Source organism: Mumia sp. ZJ1417, from assembly GCF_014127285.1.
In the GTDB taxonomy this organism is placed as follows: Bacteria; Actinomycetota; Actinomycetes; order Propionibacteriales; family Nocardioidaceae; genus Mumia.
On the sequence record NZ_CP059901.1, the window covers coordinates 115,405 to 129,816 of the forward strand.

A 14,412-nucleotide genomic window follows, 5' to 3' on the forward strand; every position below is an offset into this window, starting at 1 on the left:
AAAGCTCCCGAGGAGGCACGGTGACCCCCGAGCCGCACCTGACGATCGGCGAGCTCTCGCAACGCAGCGGTGTCGCGGCGTCGGGGCTGCGCTACTACGAGTCGCTCGGGCTGATCGCGTCCGAGCGCACGACCGGCAACCAGCGGCGATACGTCCGCAGCATGCTGCGGCGGGTCGCCTTCGTCCGTACGGCCTCGCGCGTCGGGCTGACGCTCGACGAGATCAGGGATGCCCTCGCGACCCTGCCCGAGGGACGTACGCCGACTAAGAAGGACTGGACCCGGCTCTCGCGTGCGTGGCGGCCCCGGCTCGACGCGCGGATCGCCGAGCTTGAACGGCTGCGCGACGACCTTGACGGGTGCATCGGATGCGGGTGCCTGTCGCTGCAGCGGTGCGCGCTGTCGAACCCGGGCGACCGCGCCGCGCGGCTCGGTCCGGGGGCGCGCTACCTCGACGGCGACACGGTGGCGGATGCGATGAAGGCGTGAGGCACACTCCCCCGAAGGTCCCGCGCCCGACCCGGCCGCCGGTCGCGGTGAGCCCTACGTTGGGCGTGGAGCCGGCGGCTGCCGACGCGACCGCGCTGTGGCGCCGCGCGCCCGCGATGCCGTACGTGGAGCCTGCCGACGATCCTGCGTCGGCGATCGTGACCTTCTTGTGGGACGACCCGGACGCTGAGGACGTGCTGCTGTTCGTCAACCGGATCACCGACGAGACCCATCTCGCCGACAGCCTGATGCGCCGCGTGTCGGGGACGACCCTCTGGACGTTGTCGTACCGGGTCAGCCGCGGGTGGCGTGCCTCGTACGGGTTCGTGGTGCGACGCGCGGGCGAGCGGGCGCCCTGGGTCGCCGAGGATGACCAGGTCGCGATCCGGACGGCGCTCGACCGCGCGCTGCCCGATCCGCGCAACGGCGACACGTGTCTCAATCGGGGTGGGGTGGCGCACTCGGTCGTGGCGCTCGATGCCGCGCCCGCGCAGCGGTGGCTCGCACGGCGTCCGGGCGTCGACCGTGGCATGTGCGAGACCGTCGACGGCCCGGACGGTCGTACGGTGTGGGTCCACCGGACGCCCGGGTGTGCCGCGGGCGGGCCGGCCCTCGTCGTGCTCGACGGCGAAGTGTGGACGTCCTCGCAGGACCTGCCGACCACGCTCGACAACCTGGTTGCAGAGGGCGAGATCCCGCCGGTGACCGCGTTCTTCGTCGACTCCGGCGGTGTGGACGCGCGGTGGCGCGAGATGGGCGGCGATGGCGGCGCCGAGCGGTGGATCGTCGACGCGCTCGTGCCGTGGATGCGGCGGGGGTACGGCGTCGGTCAGCGCCCGGAGGACGTCGTCGTGATCGGGCAGAGCCTCGGCGCGCTGACCGCCCTGCGGGTCGCCCTGGCGCGGCCTGACATCGTCGGTGGAGCGGTGGCGTCATCGGCGTCGCTGTGGCAGGACGACCTCGCGGACCGAGTGGCCGCGCTGCCGTCCGGTGGCTCACCCCGCGGCTCACCCGCGATCGCGCTCGAGGTCGGCCTGCAGGAATGGGTGCTGCTCGGGCCGCACCGCCGGCTCGCCGGAGCGCTGCGTGAGGCCGGGGTGGGACTGTCGTACGCCGAGTACGACGGCGGGCACGACTACGCCTGCTGGCGCGGCGGCGTCGCGGACGGCCTGCGGGCCGTGCTCGGTGGGCGCTAGGCGAACGGCAACCCGGCGTAGTTCTCCGCGAGCCCCGTCGCGCCCGCCTCCGACGACGTCACCCACCGCAGCTGCGAGAGCTGGAGCTGCTCCTCGAACGGGTCGCCGGTGCGATGCAGCATCGTCGTCATCCACCACGAGAAGTGCGTGCAGCGCCACACGCGGCGGAGCGCCGTGTCGGAGTACGCGTCGGCGAGGCGCGCGTCGTTCTTGCGGACCAGGTCGGTGAGTGCCGGAGCGAGCAGCGCGACGTCGGCGATCGCGAGGTTGAGCCCCTTCGCGCCGGTCGGCGGGACGATGTGCGCGGCGTCGCCGGCGAGGAACAGCCGCCCGTGCTGCATCGGCGCGTGCACGTACGACCGCATCGGCAGCACGCTCTTGTCCGTGATCGGACCGGCGGTGAGCTCCCAGCCGTCCTGGCCGTGCCCGAGCCGCGTCGCGAGCTCGTCCCAGATCCGGTCGTCGGACCACGACGCGGGATCCGTGCCGGGCTCGACCTGGAGATAGAGGCGGCTCACCGTCTCCGAGCGCATCGAGTGCAGCGCGAAGCCGTTCGGGTGCCACGCGTAGATGAGCTCGTCGGTCGACGGCGCGACGTCGGCGAGGATGCCGAACCATGCGTACGGATAGGTCTTCTCCCACGTCGTCCCGCCGGGGATCGCGCTGCGGCTCGGACCGAACGAGCCGTCGCAGCCGGCGATCGCGACCGCGTCGAGCCGTCGCGGCGTGCCGTCGGCGTCGGTGAACGTCACGTACGGGCGATCGGTGTCGACGTCGTGCAGCGCGGTGTCGGAGATCGAGTAGAAGAACTGCTGCCCGTCGGCATCACGGGCCGCGACGAGGTCGGCGGTGACCTCGGTCTGGCCGTACACCCACACGCTGCGGCCGATGCGGTCGACGAAGTCCAGGTGGTGGCGCTCCTCGGGGAACTGGAGGTAGATCCCGCGGTGCTGGTCGCCCTCGCGTGCGAGCCGCCCGCCGAGTCCGACGTCGGTGAGGAGGTCGACGCTGCTCTGCTCGAGGATCCCGGCGCGGATGCGCGCGGCCACGTAGTCGCGGCTGCGGGTCTCAAGGACGACCGAATCGATGCCCTCCGCGGCGAGCAGGTGCGAGAGGAGGAGGCCGGCCGGGCCGCCGCCGATGATGGCGACCTCGGTACGGAGGGTGTCGTTGCTCATGGCGTCATTGGATCGTGCCGCACCTCACACCGCGAACCAGACCTTCCACTGGGCGAAAGCGGCGCCTCCATGTCAGGTGACCCGCGGGCGCCAGGGAGTGACCCGGGGGCGCTTAGAGCTGGCGGCCGATGCCTTGGGCGGCGACCTGCAGCGCGGTGACGAGCCGAGCGCGGTCACGCTTGAGGTTCGCGACGACGATGCCGATGGCCGCGACCACCTCGTCCTCACGCCGTACGGGCACCGCCACCGAGCATGCGCCGAGCGTCATCTCCTCGTACGTGGTCGCGTAGCCGTCGCGGCGGATCCGCACGAGCTGCTCGTCCAGCAGGCCGGGCTGCGTGACCGTGTAGCGCGTGACCCGCGTCAACGACGCGAGCACGCGAGCCCGTACGTCGTCCGGCGCGTGCGCGAGCAGCACCTTGCCGACGCCCGTGGCGTGCATCGGAAGGGTCGATCCGATCGAGCTCACGACGGGCACGGAGGTACGGCCGCGCATCCGCTCGAGATAGAGCACCTCGTCGCCGTCCCGTACGGCGAGGTGGACCGTCGCGCGCGTCGCCGCGTACACGTCGTGCAGGAACGGCTCGGCGACCTGCCGCAACCCGGTCTCCACCGGCGCGAGCAGCCCGATGTCCCAGATCATCCGCCCCACCACGTAACGGCCGTCCGGGCGCTTCGCCAACGCACCCGCCGCGACCAGCTCGCCCGCCAGCCGATGCGCCGTCGGCAGCGGCAGCCCAGCACGACGCGCGAGGTCCGTCAGCGTCAGCCTGCGGTGCTCCGTATCGAACGCGCCGAGCAGCGCGAGCACCCGCGAGGCCACCGTCGTACCAGGGCTCGACGTGTTCCCAGCCATCGCCCTCCTTCCACTGAGTGAAATCCTAACCTCGCTGCCGTGACTGCCGTCACCTAGCGTTCAGGCATGACCTCACCCGCCCCGAGCTCCGGCGGTGCACTGGCGAGCCAGGACGACATCACCGCAGAGATCACCGACATCGAGGCGGCGTACCAGCGTGCGGGCGTCGAGGAGACGCAGCCACGGCTGGACTACCCGCCGTACCGCAGCAGCATCCTCCGCCACCCCACGAAGGACCTGCACCATGCCGATCCGGAGACGATCGAACGCTGGGCGCCGTGCTTCGGTCATCGCGACGTCGACCCCCTCGAGGCCGACCTGACGATCCAGCACGGTGGGGAGCCGATCGGCGAGCGAATGGTCATCGCGGGTCGCGTCGTCGACGGAGAGGGGCGCCCCGTACGGCACCAGCTCGTCGAGATCTGGCAGGCCAACGCGGGCGGCCGGTACGTCCACAAGCGCGACCAGCACCCCGCGTCGCTCGACCCGAACTTCACCGGTGTCGGACGTTGCCTCACCGACGCCGAGGGCAACTACCGCTTCCAGACGATCAAGCCCGGCCCTTACCCGTGGAAGAACCACCACAACGCCTGGCGGCCGGCGCACATCCACTTCTCGCTGTTCGGCACGGACTTCACTCAGCGGATGGTCACGCAGATGTACTTCCCGGGCGACCCGCTGTTCGCGCTCGACCCGATCTATCAGTCGATCACCGACACGAAGGCACGCGAGCGGCTCGTCGCCTCGTACGACCACGACCTGACGTCGCACGAGTGGGCGACCGGCTACCGGTGGGACATCGTCCTGACCGGCAGCCAGCGCACCTACATGGAGGAAGAGGAGGACGACGCATGAGCACGCTCACGCCCACGCCCGGGCAGACCGTCGGGCCGTTCTTCCACTACGCGCTCCCGTACGAGGGCGACCGCGACCTGGTCCTTCCCGGCACGGCCGGCGCGATCCGCCTGCACGGGACCGTGTACGACGGAGCGGGCGCGCCGATCCCGGACGCGCTGATCGAGATCTGGCAGGCGGCGCCTGACGGCTCCGTCGTGCAGCAGCCGGGCTCGCTGCGTCGCGACGGGTGGACGTTCACCGGGTTCGGGCGCGCATCGACCTCGCGCGACGGGTCGTACACGTTCTCCACGCTGACCCCCGGTCCGACCGAGGACGGCGCGGCCGCGTTCTTCGCCGTCACGGTGTTTGCGCGCGGGCTGCTGAACCGCCTGTTCACGCGGGCGTACCTGCCCGACGACGCCGACGCGCTCGCCGCCGACACGCTGCTCGCGTCCGTCCCGGACGACCGTCGCGGCACGCTGATCGCCGCACGCGACGAGCAGGGACTGTGCTTCGACATCCGGCTCCAGGGTGAGGACGAGACCGTCTTCCTGCGTTTTCCGGGACACTGACCGTATGGCGGACCTTCTCTGGCCCGGCGACGAGCGGGCCGAGGCGCTCGTGAGCGACGGGGCTGTCCTTGCGGCGATGGTGCAGGTCGAGCAGGCGTGGATCGACGCCCTCGCCTCGGAGGGCGTCGCGCCCACGACGGCCGATCTGACCGGTCTCGTCGGCGACGACGATGTGGATGCGCTCGCGGTCGCGGCGGAGGGTGGCGGCAATCCCGTCCTCGCGCTCGTCCGTCTCCTGCGCGAGCGGCTCGGCGACACCGCCGCCGCGTCGTGGCTGCACCGCGGCCTCACGAGCCAGGACGTCGTCGACACCGCGCTCGTGCTGGGCGTCCGCGATGTGCTCGACCGCGTGGAGTCCGAGCTGCGCAGCCAGGTCGAGTCGCTCGTACGGCTGGCCGGCACGCACCGCGGTTCGGTCATGGTCGGCCGGACGCTGGCGCAGCACGCCGTCCCGACGACGTTCGGGCTCGTGGCCGCCACGTGGCTCGACGGTCTGCTCGACGCCGCCGAAGAGGTGGCGCGCGTGCGTGCGGGGCTGCCGGCGCAGCTCGGCGGCGCGGCCGGGACGCTCGCGGCGAGCACGGAGCTGGCCCGTCTGCGGGGGCTCGAGCACCCCGAGGCGGTGTCGTTGCGGCTCGTCACTGCGACCGCGGGCGCGCTGGGCCTCGCGGACGTCCTCCCGTGGCATGTCCGGCGTACCCCGATCACCCGCATCGGCGACGCACTCGTCACCTGCACCGACGCGTGGGGCCACGTCGCGACCGACGTCGTGATGCTGTGCCGTCCAGAGGTCGGCGAGCTGGCCGAGCCGGCGGCGGATGGGCGCGGCGGCTCCTCGACGATGCCGCAGAAGCAGAACCCCGTCCTCTCCATCCTCGTCCGCCGTGCGGCGATCGCCGCTCCCGCGCTCGGCGCGACGCTGCACACCGCCTCCGCGCTCGCGGTCGACCAGCGCCCGGACGGCGCCTGGCACGCCGAGTGGGACACCGTCCGTACGCTCGCGCGGCGTGCCGTCGTCGCGGCGTCGCAGACCTCCGAGCTCCTCGCTGGGTTGCGCGTCGACCACGAGCGGATGCGCCTCAACCTCGACGCGGCGGGCACGGGAGTCCTCGCCGAACGCGCCACCATGCGGCGCGTGATGCCGCCGGTCGAGCCGCCCTCTCCGCTGGTCGAGCCTGTCGAGACCCCGTACCTCGGCGCGGCCCCGCTCTTCGTCGACGCCGCCCTCACCCGAGCCCGTACCTACCTGGAGTCTGCATGACCACCCCCCGCATCATCGGCGTCGAGCTCTCCGGCGACGCCTCGCTCCCGCTACTGCTCGTCGGCCCGTCCCTCGGCACGTCGGCGACGACGCTGTGGTCCGCGGTGGCCGCCGAGCTTGCGAGCGACTTCCACGTCGTCGGCTGGAACCTGCCCGGGCACGACGGCGGGCCGGTGGGCGAGGCGTTCACGATAGCCGAGCTCGCGGAGGGCGTCCTGGCGTTCGCGCGCGGGGTCTGCGAGGCACGAGGCGACGACACCATCGGCTTCGCGTACGCGGGTGACTCCGTGGGCGGCGCGGTCGGGCTCCAGCTCGCTCTCGACGCGCCCGACGCCGTCCGTTCGGTGGTCGTGCTGTGCACGGGCGCCAAGATCGGCGAGGAGTCGATGTGGCGCGAGCGCGCGGCGACCGTACGGGCTTCCGGCACGCCGGTGATGGTGAGCGGGTCGGCGCAGCGCTGGTTCACCCCGGGTTTCCTCGAGCGCGAGCCGGCCGTCGGTGCCGCGCTGCTGCACGTGCTGCAGCGTGCGGACGCCGAGGGGTATGCGCAGGTATGCGAGGCGCTGGCTGTCTTCGACGTGCGTGACCGGCTGGGCGAGATCTCCGTACCCGTGCTCGCCGTCGCGGGCTCGTACGACGCCGCGACGCCGCCGGAGAAGCTGGAGGAGATCGCCGACGGCGTACCGAACGGCCGTCTGCTCCTCCTCGACGACGTCGCGCATCTCGCCCCCGCCGAGTCGCCGGCCGAGGTCTCGTCCGCGATTCGGGCACTTAACGACGCAACGGCGCGTTCGGAACGGTCGCAAAGTGCCCAAATCGGGGACGGGGCGGACCCGTACGACCGCGGGATGGCCGTACGGAGAGCGGTGCTGGGCGATGCGCACGTGGACCGTGCGACCGCTCGTGCCGATGAGCTCACCCGCCCGTTCCAGGAGCTGATCACCCGCTACGCGTGGGGCGAGGTGTGGGGTCGCGACGTGCTCGACAGGCGGAGCCGCTCCATGATCACGCTCGCGCTCCTCGCCGCGCTCGGTCACGACGGCGAGCTCGCGATGCACGTCCGCGCGGCGCTGCGCAACGGGCTGAGCCGTGAGGAGATCGCCGAGGTGCTGATCCACACGGGCGTCTATGCGGGGGTCCCGGTGAGCAACTCCGCGCTGTCGGTGATGCAGAGCGTTTTCGCCGAGCACGACCCCGAGTCGTGATAGCCTGTTCACCTAACGTACCGATGTTCGCACAGCGAACGGTGATGACGAACGCGGCGGCATCGGCCTCATGACGGCCCAGAGGAGTGCGATGCCCGCCTACGTGTTCGACGCCGTGCGGACCCCGTTCGGCCGGTACGGCGGAGCGCTGGCCGGAGTCCGGCCCGACGACCTCGCCGCCACCGTGGTCGCCGCCACGACGACGCGCTCGCCCGGGCTCGACCCGGCCGCGATCGACGACGTGGTCTGGGGCAACGCCAACGGCGCCGGCGAGGAGAACCGCAACGTCGGTCGCATGGCCGCGCTGCTCGCCGGCCTCCCCACGAGCGTTCCGGGCACCACCGTCAACCGCCTCTGCGGGTCCAGTCTCGACGCGGCGATCGCCGGCTCGCGCGCGATCGAGTCGGGTGACGCCGACGTCGTCCTGACCGGCGGTGTCGAGTCGATGAGCCGCGCGCCCTGGGTGATGCCGAAGCCGTCGCGCGCCTTCCCGGCGGGCAATGTCGAGGCGGTCTCGACCACCCTCGGCTGGCGCCTCGTCAACCCGCGCATGCCCAAGGAGTGGACGATCTCGCTCGGCGAGTGCAACGAGCAGCTCCAAGAGCGCTTCGGCATCTCGCGCGAGCGGCAGGACGCCTTCGCCGCGGCCTCGCACCAGCGCGCACATGCCGCGTGGGAGGCTGGACACTACGGCGACCTGGTCGTGCCGGTGGACGGCGTCGACCTCACCCGTGACGAGGGCATCCGTCCGGGGTCGACCCCCGAGAGCCTCGCGAAGCTCAAGCCCGCGTTCCGCCCGGACGGCACGATCACGGCCGGCAACGCCTCACCGCTCAACGACGGCGCCAGCGCGGTCCTGCTCGGCTCTGAGCGCGGCGCCGACCTCATCGGCCGCGACCCGATCGCGCGCATCGCCGGCCGCGGCGTGATGGCGCTCGATCCTCACGAGTTCGGGTACGCCCCTGTCGAGGCGGCCAACCGTGCCCTCGCCCGTGCCGGGATCGGCTGGGACCAGGTCGGAGCCGTCGAGCTCAACGAGGCGTTCGCCGTCCAGAGCCTCGCCTGCGTGGATGCGTGGCCGATCGACCCCGAGATCGTCAACCAGTGGGGAGGCGCGATCGCGATCGGCCACCCGCTCGGGGCGTCGGGCGGACGCGTCCTCGGCACCCTCGCCGCCGTGCTGCGTGCGACCGGCCAGCGCTGGGGCGTCGCCGGCATCTGCATCGGCGTCGGCCAGGGCCTCGCCGTGGTTCTCGAGAACACGAGCTCCTCTGAGAGCGTGGCCTCCTGATGCGCGTCCTCGACGCCGACGCGGCCGTCGCCGACATCGCGGACGGCTCGACCGTCCTCGTGGGTGGCTTCGGACCCGCAGGCATGCCGTTCACCCTCATCGACGCCCTCGTACGCCAGGGCGCCCGTGACCTCACCGTCGTCAGCAACAACGCCGGCAACGGCGACACCGGCCTCGCCGCGCTGCTCGCCGCAGGGCAGGTTCGCAAGATGATCTGCTCGTTCCCGCGGCAGTCCGACTCGTACGTGTTCGACGGCCTCTACCGTGCCGGCAAGATCGAGCTGGAGGTCGTTCCGCAGGGCAACCTCGCCGAGCGGATGCGCGCGGCCGGTGCCGGGATCGGCGGCTTCTTCACGCCGACCGGGTACGGGACGATCCTCGCTGAGGGCAAGGAGACGCGCACGATCGACGGACGCGGCTACGTCCTCGAGGCGCCGCTGCGCGGTGACGTCTCACTGATCGCGGCCCGCCGCTCGGACACCCTCGGCAACCTCGTCTTCCACAAGACCGCCCGCAACTTCGGCCCCGTGATGGCGACTGCCGCCTCGACCACGATCGTCGAGGTGGACGACGTCGTCGAGGCCGGCGAGATCGACCCCGAGGTCGTGGTGACGCCGGGGATCTACGTCGACCGTGTCGTCGCCGTAGGGGCCGAGCAGCGCATCGCCGCCCGCGAAGGAGCGCACACATGACCGTCGACCAGACCGTACGAGGCGTCGCGACCCTGGAGCACGCCGACCGTGAGCCCCTGTCGCGCGACGAGATGGCGGAGATCGTCGCACGCGACATCCCGGCAGGCGCCTACGTCAACCTCGGCATCGGGCAGCCCACCCGCGTCGCGGACCACCTGCCGGACCAGAAGGGCATCGTCCTGCACACCGAGAACGGCATGCTGCGGATGGGCCCGCTGGCCGAGGGCGACGCGATCGACCCCGACCTGGTCAACGCGGGCAAGTTCCCGGTGACCGAGCTGCCCGGCGCCTCGTACTTCCACCACGCCGACTCCTTCGCGATGATGCGCGGCGGCCACCTCGACGTGTGCGTGCTCGGTGCGTTCCAGGCCTCGCAGCACGGCGACCTCGCCAACTGGCACACCGGCGCCCCCGACGCGATCCCCGCCGTCGGTGGTGCGATGGACCTCGCCGTCGGCGCGAAGGACGTCTTCGTGATGATGACGATGTTTGCCAAGGACGGGTCGAGCAAGCTCGTCGAGGCGCTGACGTACCCCGTGACCGGGCTCGCGTGCGTGAGCCGGGTCTACACCGAGTACGGGGTGTTCGACGTCGGCGCGGACGGCGTGACCGTACGGGAGACGTACGGCATCACCGTCGATGCGCTGCGCGAGCGGCTCCCTGTCGCGCTGCGGCGCCTGGAGGACTGAGGCGCGGGCGGGGCGCCCGTACGCCTAGGGCGCGAAGTGCGTGTCCTGCGCGACCGCGATCTCGACGACGAGCGGCCCGCCGGGCTGGTCGAGCCGTGAGGCGGCCTCGGCGAGGGTCGCCTCGAGCGCGGCCTTGTCGTCGACCCGGATCACCCGGCAGCCCAAAGCCTCCGCGACGCGGCCGACGGACAGCTCGAGGAACGACGGCCACGGCGGCTTGCCGTCGACGCGTTCGGCGAGCCGGTCCATGACCGCATAGCCGCCGTTCGCCATCACCAGGCACAGCACGCCGATGTCCTCGCGCGCGGCGGTCCACAGCGACTGGATCGCATACATCGCCGACCCGTCGCCGACCACCGTCACGACGGGACGCTCAGGCAGCGCCATCTTGAGCCCGATCGAGGCGGGCATCGCGAAGCCGAGCCCGCCCATCGCCGCCGACACGAACCCGAGCGGCTCGCGTGCGGGGACCATCGCCTGCAGCAGCGGTCGCGACGACGGTGACTCCTCGACGAGGACGGTGTCGCGGGGCAGCACGGCGGCGAGGGTACGGAAGACGTCGGCGGCGGTCAGAGGCGTGGTCTCGACAGGCTCGACCGACGAGATGGTCTCGACCGACGGGATGGTCTCGACAGGCGAGGTGGGCTCGAGCGCCTCCATCGCCGCGAGCACCGGGTGCGCCAGCAGCGACGCGATCGCGACCGCCGGCGGTGCGACGACCGCGAGGTCAGCGGGTGAGCGGTACGCCTCCTGCGCATCCGCGGTCACGACCGCGACCCTGGTGCCCTCGGGCACGAGCCGACCTGGGGCGTACGGGTACTGGCGGATCGCCGCTGCCCCCACCACGAGCAGCAGGCCCACGCCGTCGAGCGCCTCCCGGACGCGCGGCCGGTCCGCCGGGAGGTGCCCGGCGAACAGCGGGTGGTCCTGAGGAAACCCTGCGCGTGCCCCGAACGGCTCCTGCCACACCCGTGCGCCGAGCCGTTCGGCGAGCGCGGTGAGCGTGCGCCACCCGGCGACGTCGTCGTTGCCGGAGCCGGCCAGGATCGCCGTCCGCCCACTGCTCGCGACCAGCGCCGCGAGCGCGTCGACGTCCACCGAGGCCGGGCGTGGCGCCTGCACCTCGCGCGGCGAGGACACGTCGGTCGCGTCGTACGGGGCCTCCCAGTCGTCCATCGGGACGATGACGACGACCGGCCCCTGGTCCGTACGGGCGCGGTGCGCGGCGCGTTCGACCGCCGACGGCACGTCCTGCGCCCGTACGGGCGAGAGCACGTCGAGCGGGTAGTCGCCGGCGAGCCCTTCGAGCCGTCCCGCGAGGAACGGCTCGAGCGCGAGGTGGCGCCGATCCTGCTGGCCGACCACGATCACCATCGGTGCACGGTTGACCCGCGCCGTGGCGATCGCGCCGACCGCGTTGCCGAGGCCGGCTGTCGTGTGGAGCAGCACGAACGCGGGCTCGCGCCGCGCGATCGCCCACCCCGAGGCGATGCCGACGACTGAGCCCTCGTGCAGCGAGAGCACGAAGTCGAGGTCGTCGGGCAGGTCGACGAGGAACGCGACCTCGGTCGAGCCCGGGTTGGAGAAGATCGTCGTCATGTCCTGACGGCGCATCACCTCGTACGTGGCGTCGCGGACGGTGGTCTCGACAGGCTCGACCGGCGGGGTGGGCTCGACCGGCGGGGTGCGGGGCGGGTGCGGGCTCACTCAGCGGCTCCCTTGCCCCGTTTCGCCCTCTGGATCTGCTCGTACACGTGCGCCCGCAGCTCGGTGAATCGCGGCATCGACCGCGTTGTGAGCTGGTCGCGTTCGGCCGGCAGGTCGATCGTGAGGTCCTCCTGCACGACTGTCGGCGAGTTGGACAGGATCAGCACCCGCTCGCCGAGATAGACAGACTCGTCGATGTCGTGGGTGATGAACAGGATCGTGACGCCGAGCTCCTTCCACACCGTGCGGATGAGGTCCTCGAGATCGGCGCGGGTCTGCGCGTCGACGGCCGCGAACGGCTCGTCCATGAGGAGCACCTCGGGCTCGTACGCGACGGCGCGCGCGATCGCGACGCGCTGCTGCATGCCGCCCGACAGCTGCCACGGGTATGAGCCGGCGGCGTGGTCGAGCCCGACGGCGTGCAGCGCCTTCTCGACCGCGGCCTTGCGCTCGGCCTTGCCCATGCCCGCGTTCTTGAGCGGCAGCTCGACGTTCTGGCGCACCGTCATCCATGCGAACAGGCTGCGCCCGTACTCCTGGAAGACGACCGCCATCTTCTTCGGCGGGCTGGTGACCCGGGTGCCGTCGAGCTCGACGGTGCCCGCGGTCGGCTCGAGCAGCCCGGCGATGCACCGCAGGAGCGTGGTCTTGCCGCACCCGGACGGGCCGACGAGGCAGACCAGCTCACCCTGGCGCAGGTCGAACGTGAGGTCGCGGACGGCCTCGACGTCACCGTTGTCGGACGAGTAGATCTTCTGCAGCCCTCGGACCGACAGAGTCACCGGCGCATCGGTGCCCTTGAGGGCGCCGGATGCGACGGGGGCGCTGTTACCGACCATGCTGCACCTCCTTCTGGCCGTAGTACCAATGCAGGATCTTGCGTTCGCAGAGCTGGAAGACGACCGACACCGCGACGCCGATGAGGCCGAGCAGCACGATGCCGCTCCACATCTCGGGGATCGCGAACGACCGCTGGAACAGGACGATCGTGAACCCCAGGCCGGACGACGACGCGAACATCTCCGAGATCACCATGAGGATCAGGCCGATCGCGAGTGACTGGCGTACGCCGGCCGCGATCTGCGGAGCGGCGCTCGGCAGGACCACCGTCCGCAGCCGGGTCCAACCCTTCAGCCCGTATGTCCGGGCGGTGTCGAGGAGGACCGTGTCGACGGAGCGCACGCCCTCGATCGTGTTGAGGAGCACCGGCCAGACCGCGCCGATGACGATGACCGTGATCTTCATCCGGTCGTTGACACCGACGATCAGGATGAGGATCGGCACGAGGACCGGCGGTGGGATCGCGCGGAAGAACTCGAGCAGCGGCTCGAGCAGGCTCCGTACACGGCGCGCCGAGCCGATCCACACGCCGGCCGCGATGCCGAGGACGATCGCGAGCGCGGTACCGATCGCGAAGCGCGCGACGCTCGGGAGGATGTCGGTACGGAACCGCTCCCCGATCCAGGTGTCGACGAACGTCGTGGCGAGCTCGCCCGGCTTCGGGACGTAGAAGTTCGTGGTGTCGCGTGAGAGGAACCACCACAGGGCGATCAGGAGGACCGGGAGGCCGAGGGCGTACGCGGCCTTCTTCACGAAGGTCATGCGACCGCCTCCCTGCGGACCGAGACGTGCCAGTGCAGCGTCCGCTTCTCGATCGCGCGGACGAGCAGGTTGATGCCGACTCCGATGAGGCCGGTCGTGACCACCAGTGCGTACAGCTCCGGCACGGCGCCGCCGCTCTGGGCGAGCGCGATCTGCGTGCCGACTCCGCCGCCGCCGATCACCAGCTCGCCGGTGATCGTGAGGATGAGGGCGACCGCGGCGCCGAGGCGCACGCCGGTCATGACGTACGGCAACGCCGACGGCCACACGAGGTAGCGCACCCGGGCGATCCAGCCGAGGCCGTAGCTGCGGGCGGTGTCGTCCGCGACGGGGTCGACGTCGCCGACCCCGTACAGGACCTGGATGAGCACCTGCCAGAACGCCGCGTACACGACGAGCAGCAGCGTCGACTGCATCGAGGTGCCGTAGAGCAGGACGGCCAGCGGGATCAGCGCGACCGAGGGGATCGGTCGCAAGAACTCGATGGTCGTGTGGGTGGCCTTGCGCAGGAAGCGGCTGCCGCCGATGACCAGACCGAGGGCGATCGCGGCGACGCCCGAGACGGCCAGGCCCACTGCCCAGGTGCGAAGCGTCCAGCCGACCGCCTCCCAGAACGCGGCCGTGGTGGCGATTGATGCGAGCTCGGACAACACGGTGCTCGCCGCAGGGAGGTACTCGGGCTCCACGATCCCGGCACGGACGACGAGCTCCCACAGCAGCAGGAAACCGACGATGCCGAGGAACCCGAGCACACCCGACGGGACCGCGGTCCCCCGGCGGCGGGAACGACCCGGGGGTGAAGCCGTTCCTGCCGCCGGAGGTGCGGAGCTCATCGAGG

Annotated in this window: 15 protein-coding genes; 9 read left to right on the plus strand and 6 right to left on the minus strand. The window is 71.8% G+C overall.

Going from position 1 to position 14,412, the window contains the following annotated elements; genetic code table 11:
- Positions 1–20: 20 nt before the first annotated feature.
- Both soxR and H4N58_RS00560 read left to right on the plus strand, forming a co-directional pair.
- Positions 21–488 carry a redox-sensitive transcriptional activator SoxR gene (gene soxR / locus H4N58_RS00555; protein WP_167000902.1) on the plus strand — a complete coding sequence of 156 codons (468 nt, stop codon included), beginning with the start codon at positions 21–23 and terminating at the stop codon, positions 486–488.
- Positions 485–1,684, plus strand: a complete 1,200-nt coding sequence (locus H4N58_RS00560; RefSeq protein WP_167249522.1) for an enterochelin esterase domain-containing protein — start codon at positions 485–487, stop codon at positions 1,682–1,684. The genes soxR and H4N58_RS00560 overlap by 4 nt, the downstream gene beginning before the upstream one ends.
- On the opposite strand, the gene H4N58_RS00565 is transcribed toward H4N58_RS00560, so the two are convergent.
- A complete protein-coding gene (locus H4N58_RS00565) occupies positions 1,681–2,862 on the minus strand; it encodes a 4-hydroxybenzoate 3-monooxygenase (RefSeq protein WP_167249520.1) in 1,182 nt (393 codons plus the stop codon). The two genes, H4N58_RS00560 and H4N58_RS00565, sit on opposite strands and share 4 nt — an antisense overlap.
- A 112-nt stretch (positions 2,863–2,974) precedes the next feature.
- A complete protein-coding gene (locus tag H4N58_RS00570; protein ID WP_167249518.1) occupies positions 2,975–3,718 on the minus strand; it encodes an IclR family transcriptional regulator in 744 nt (247 codons plus the stop codon).
- A 66-nt stretch (positions 3,719–3,784) separates the two neighbouring features.
- Here H4N58_RS00570 and pcaH point away from each other — a divergent pair, with 66 nt between their 5' ends.
- The 7 genes from pcaH (at position 3,785) to H4N58_RS00605 (ending at position 10,265) form a co-directional block, all read left to right on the plus strand.
- On the plus strand, positions 3,785–4,573 hold the full coding sequence (gene pcaH, locus H4N58_RS00575) for a protocatechuate 3,4-dioxygenase subunit beta (RefSeq protein WP_167249516.1): 789 nt from the start codon (positions 3,785–3,787) through the stop codon (positions 4,571–4,573).
- Positions 4,570–5,127: a protocatechuate 3,4-dioxygenase subunit alpha gene (gene pcaG, locus H4N58_RS00580; RefSeq protein WP_167249514.1), complete on the plus strand. Its 558-nt coding sequence runs from the start codon at positions 4,570–4,572 to the stop codon at positions 5,125–5,127. Before pcaH ends, pcaG begins: the two co-directional genes overlap by 4 nt.
- A gap of 4 nt (positions 5,128–5,131) precedes the next feature.
- Complete coding sequence (locus tag H4N58_RS00585; RefSeq protein WP_167249512.1) at positions 5,132–6,388, plus strand: lyase family protein; 1,257 nt, start codon at positions 5,132–5,134, stop codon at positions 6,386–6,388.
- A complete protein-coding gene (pcaC, locus tag H4N58_RS00590) occupies positions 6,385–7,593 on the plus strand; it encodes a 4-carboxymuconolactone decarboxylase (RefSeq protein ID WP_167249510.1) in 1,209 nt (402 codons plus the stop codon). Before H4N58_RS00585 ends, pcaC begins: the two co-directional genes overlap by 4 nt.
- A 91-nt stretch (positions 7,594–7,684) precedes the next feature.
- Positions 7,685–8,884, plus strand: a complete 1,200-nt coding sequence (locus H4N58_RS00595; RefSeq protein WP_167000918.1) for a thiolase family protein — start codon at positions 7,685–7,687, stop codon at positions 8,882–8,884.
- Positions 8,884–9,576: a 3-oxoacid CoA-transferase subunit A gene (locus tag H4N58_RS00600; protein WP_167000920.1), complete on the plus strand. Its 693-nt coding sequence runs from the start codon at positions 8,884–8,886 to the stop codon at positions 9,574–9,576. Before H4N58_RS00595 ends, H4N58_RS00600 begins: the two co-directional genes overlap by 1 nt.
- Complete coding sequence (locus tag H4N58_RS00605) at positions 9,573–10,265, plus strand: 3-oxoacid CoA-transferase subunit B (RefSeq protein WP_167249507.1); 693 nt, start codon at positions 9,573–9,575, stop codon at positions 10,263–10,265. Before H4N58_RS00600 ends, H4N58_RS00605 begins: the two co-directional genes overlap by 4 nt.
- Before the next feature lie 24 nt (positions 10,266–10,289).
- Here the strand turns inward: H4N58_RS00605 and H4N58_RS00610 are convergent, their stop codons facing one another.
- The 4 genes from H4N58_RS00610 to H4N58_RS00625 are packed head-to-tail and all read right to left on the minus strand — an operon-like array spanning position 10,290 to position 14,407.
- On the minus strand, positions 10,290–11,972 hold the full coding sequence (locus tag H4N58_RS00610) for a thiamine pyrophosphate-dependent enzyme (RefSeq protein ID WP_208322848.1): 1,683 nt from the start codon (positions 11,970–11,972) through the stop codon (positions 10,290–10,292).
- Complete coding sequence (locus H4N58_RS00615) at positions 11,969–12,811, minus strand: ABC transporter ATP-binding protein (RefSeq protein ID WP_167000924.1); 843 nt, start codon at positions 12,809–12,811, stop codon at positions 11,969–11,971. The genes H4N58_RS00610 and H4N58_RS00615 overlap by 4 nt, the downstream gene beginning before the upstream one ends.
- Positions 12,801–13,574, minus strand: a complete 774-nt coding sequence (locus tag H4N58_RS00620) for an ABC transporter permease (RefSeq protein ID WP_167249505.1) — start codon at positions 13,572–13,574, stop codon at positions 12,801–12,803. Before H4N58_RS00620 ends, H4N58_RS00615 begins: the two co-directional genes overlap by 11 nt.
- Positions 13,571–14,407 carry an ABC transporter permease gene (locus H4N58_RS00625; protein WP_167000928.1) on the minus strand — a complete coding sequence of 279 codons (837 nt, stop codon included), beginning with the start codon at positions 14,405–14,407 and terminating at the stop codon, positions 13,571–13,573. Before H4N58_RS00625 ends, H4N58_RS00620 begins: the two co-directional genes overlap by 4 nt.
- Between the last annotated feature and the right edge of the window lie 5 nt (positions 14,408–14,412).

Excerpts from the sequence above, each read along its gene's own strand:
- H4N58_RS00600 (WP_167000920.1), top strand. The coding sequence starts at position 8,884 with ATGCGCGTCCTCGACGCCGACGCGGCCGTCGCCGACATCGCGGACGGC.
- H4N58_RS00585 (WP_167249512.1), top strand. The coding sequence starts at position 5,132 with ATGGCGGACCTTCTCTGGCCCGGCGACGAGCGGGCCGAGGCGCTCGTG.
- H4N58_RS00620 (WP_167249505.1), bottom strand. The coding sequence starts at position 13,574 with ATGACCTTCGTGAAGAAGGCCGCGTACGCCCTCGGCCTCCCGGTCCTC.
- H4N58_RS00605 (WP_167249507.1), top strand. The coding sequence starts at position 9,573 with ATGACCGTCGACCAGACCGTACGAGGCGTCGCGACCCTGGAGCACGCC.
- H4N58_RS00595 (WP_167000918.1), top strand. The coding sequence starts at position 7,685 with ATGCCCGCCTACGTGTTCGACGCCGTGCGGACCCCGTTCGGCCGGTAC.
- H4N58_RS00565 (WP_167249520.1), bottom strand. The coding sequence starts at position 2,862 with ATGAGCAACGACACCCTCCGTACCGAGGTCGCCATCATCGGCGGCGGC.
- H4N58_RS00570 (WP_167249518.1), bottom strand. The coding sequence starts at position 3,718 with ATGGCTGGGAACACGTCGAGCCCTGGTACGACGGTGGCCTCGCGGGTG.
- pcaH (WP_167249516.1), top strand. The coding sequence starts at position 3,785 with ATGACCTCACCCGCCCCGAGCTCCGGCGGTGCACTGGCGAGCCAGGAC.
- H4N58_RS00625 (WP_167000928.1), bottom strand. The coding sequence starts at position 14,407 with ATGAGCTCCGCACCTCCGGCGGCAGGAACGGCTTCACCCCCGGGTCGT.
- H4N58_RS00615 (WP_167000924.1), bottom strand. The coding sequence starts at position 12,811 with ATGGTCGGTAACAGCGCCCCCGTCGCATCCGGCGCCCTCAAGGGCACC.
- pcaG (WP_167249514.1), top strand. The coding sequence starts at position 4,570 with ATGAGCACGCTCACGCCCACGCCCGGGCAGACCGTCGGGCCGTTCTTC.
- pcaC (WP_167249510.1), top strand. The coding sequence starts at position 6,385 with ATGACCACCCCCCGCATCATCGGCGTCGAGCTCTCCGGCGACGCCTCG.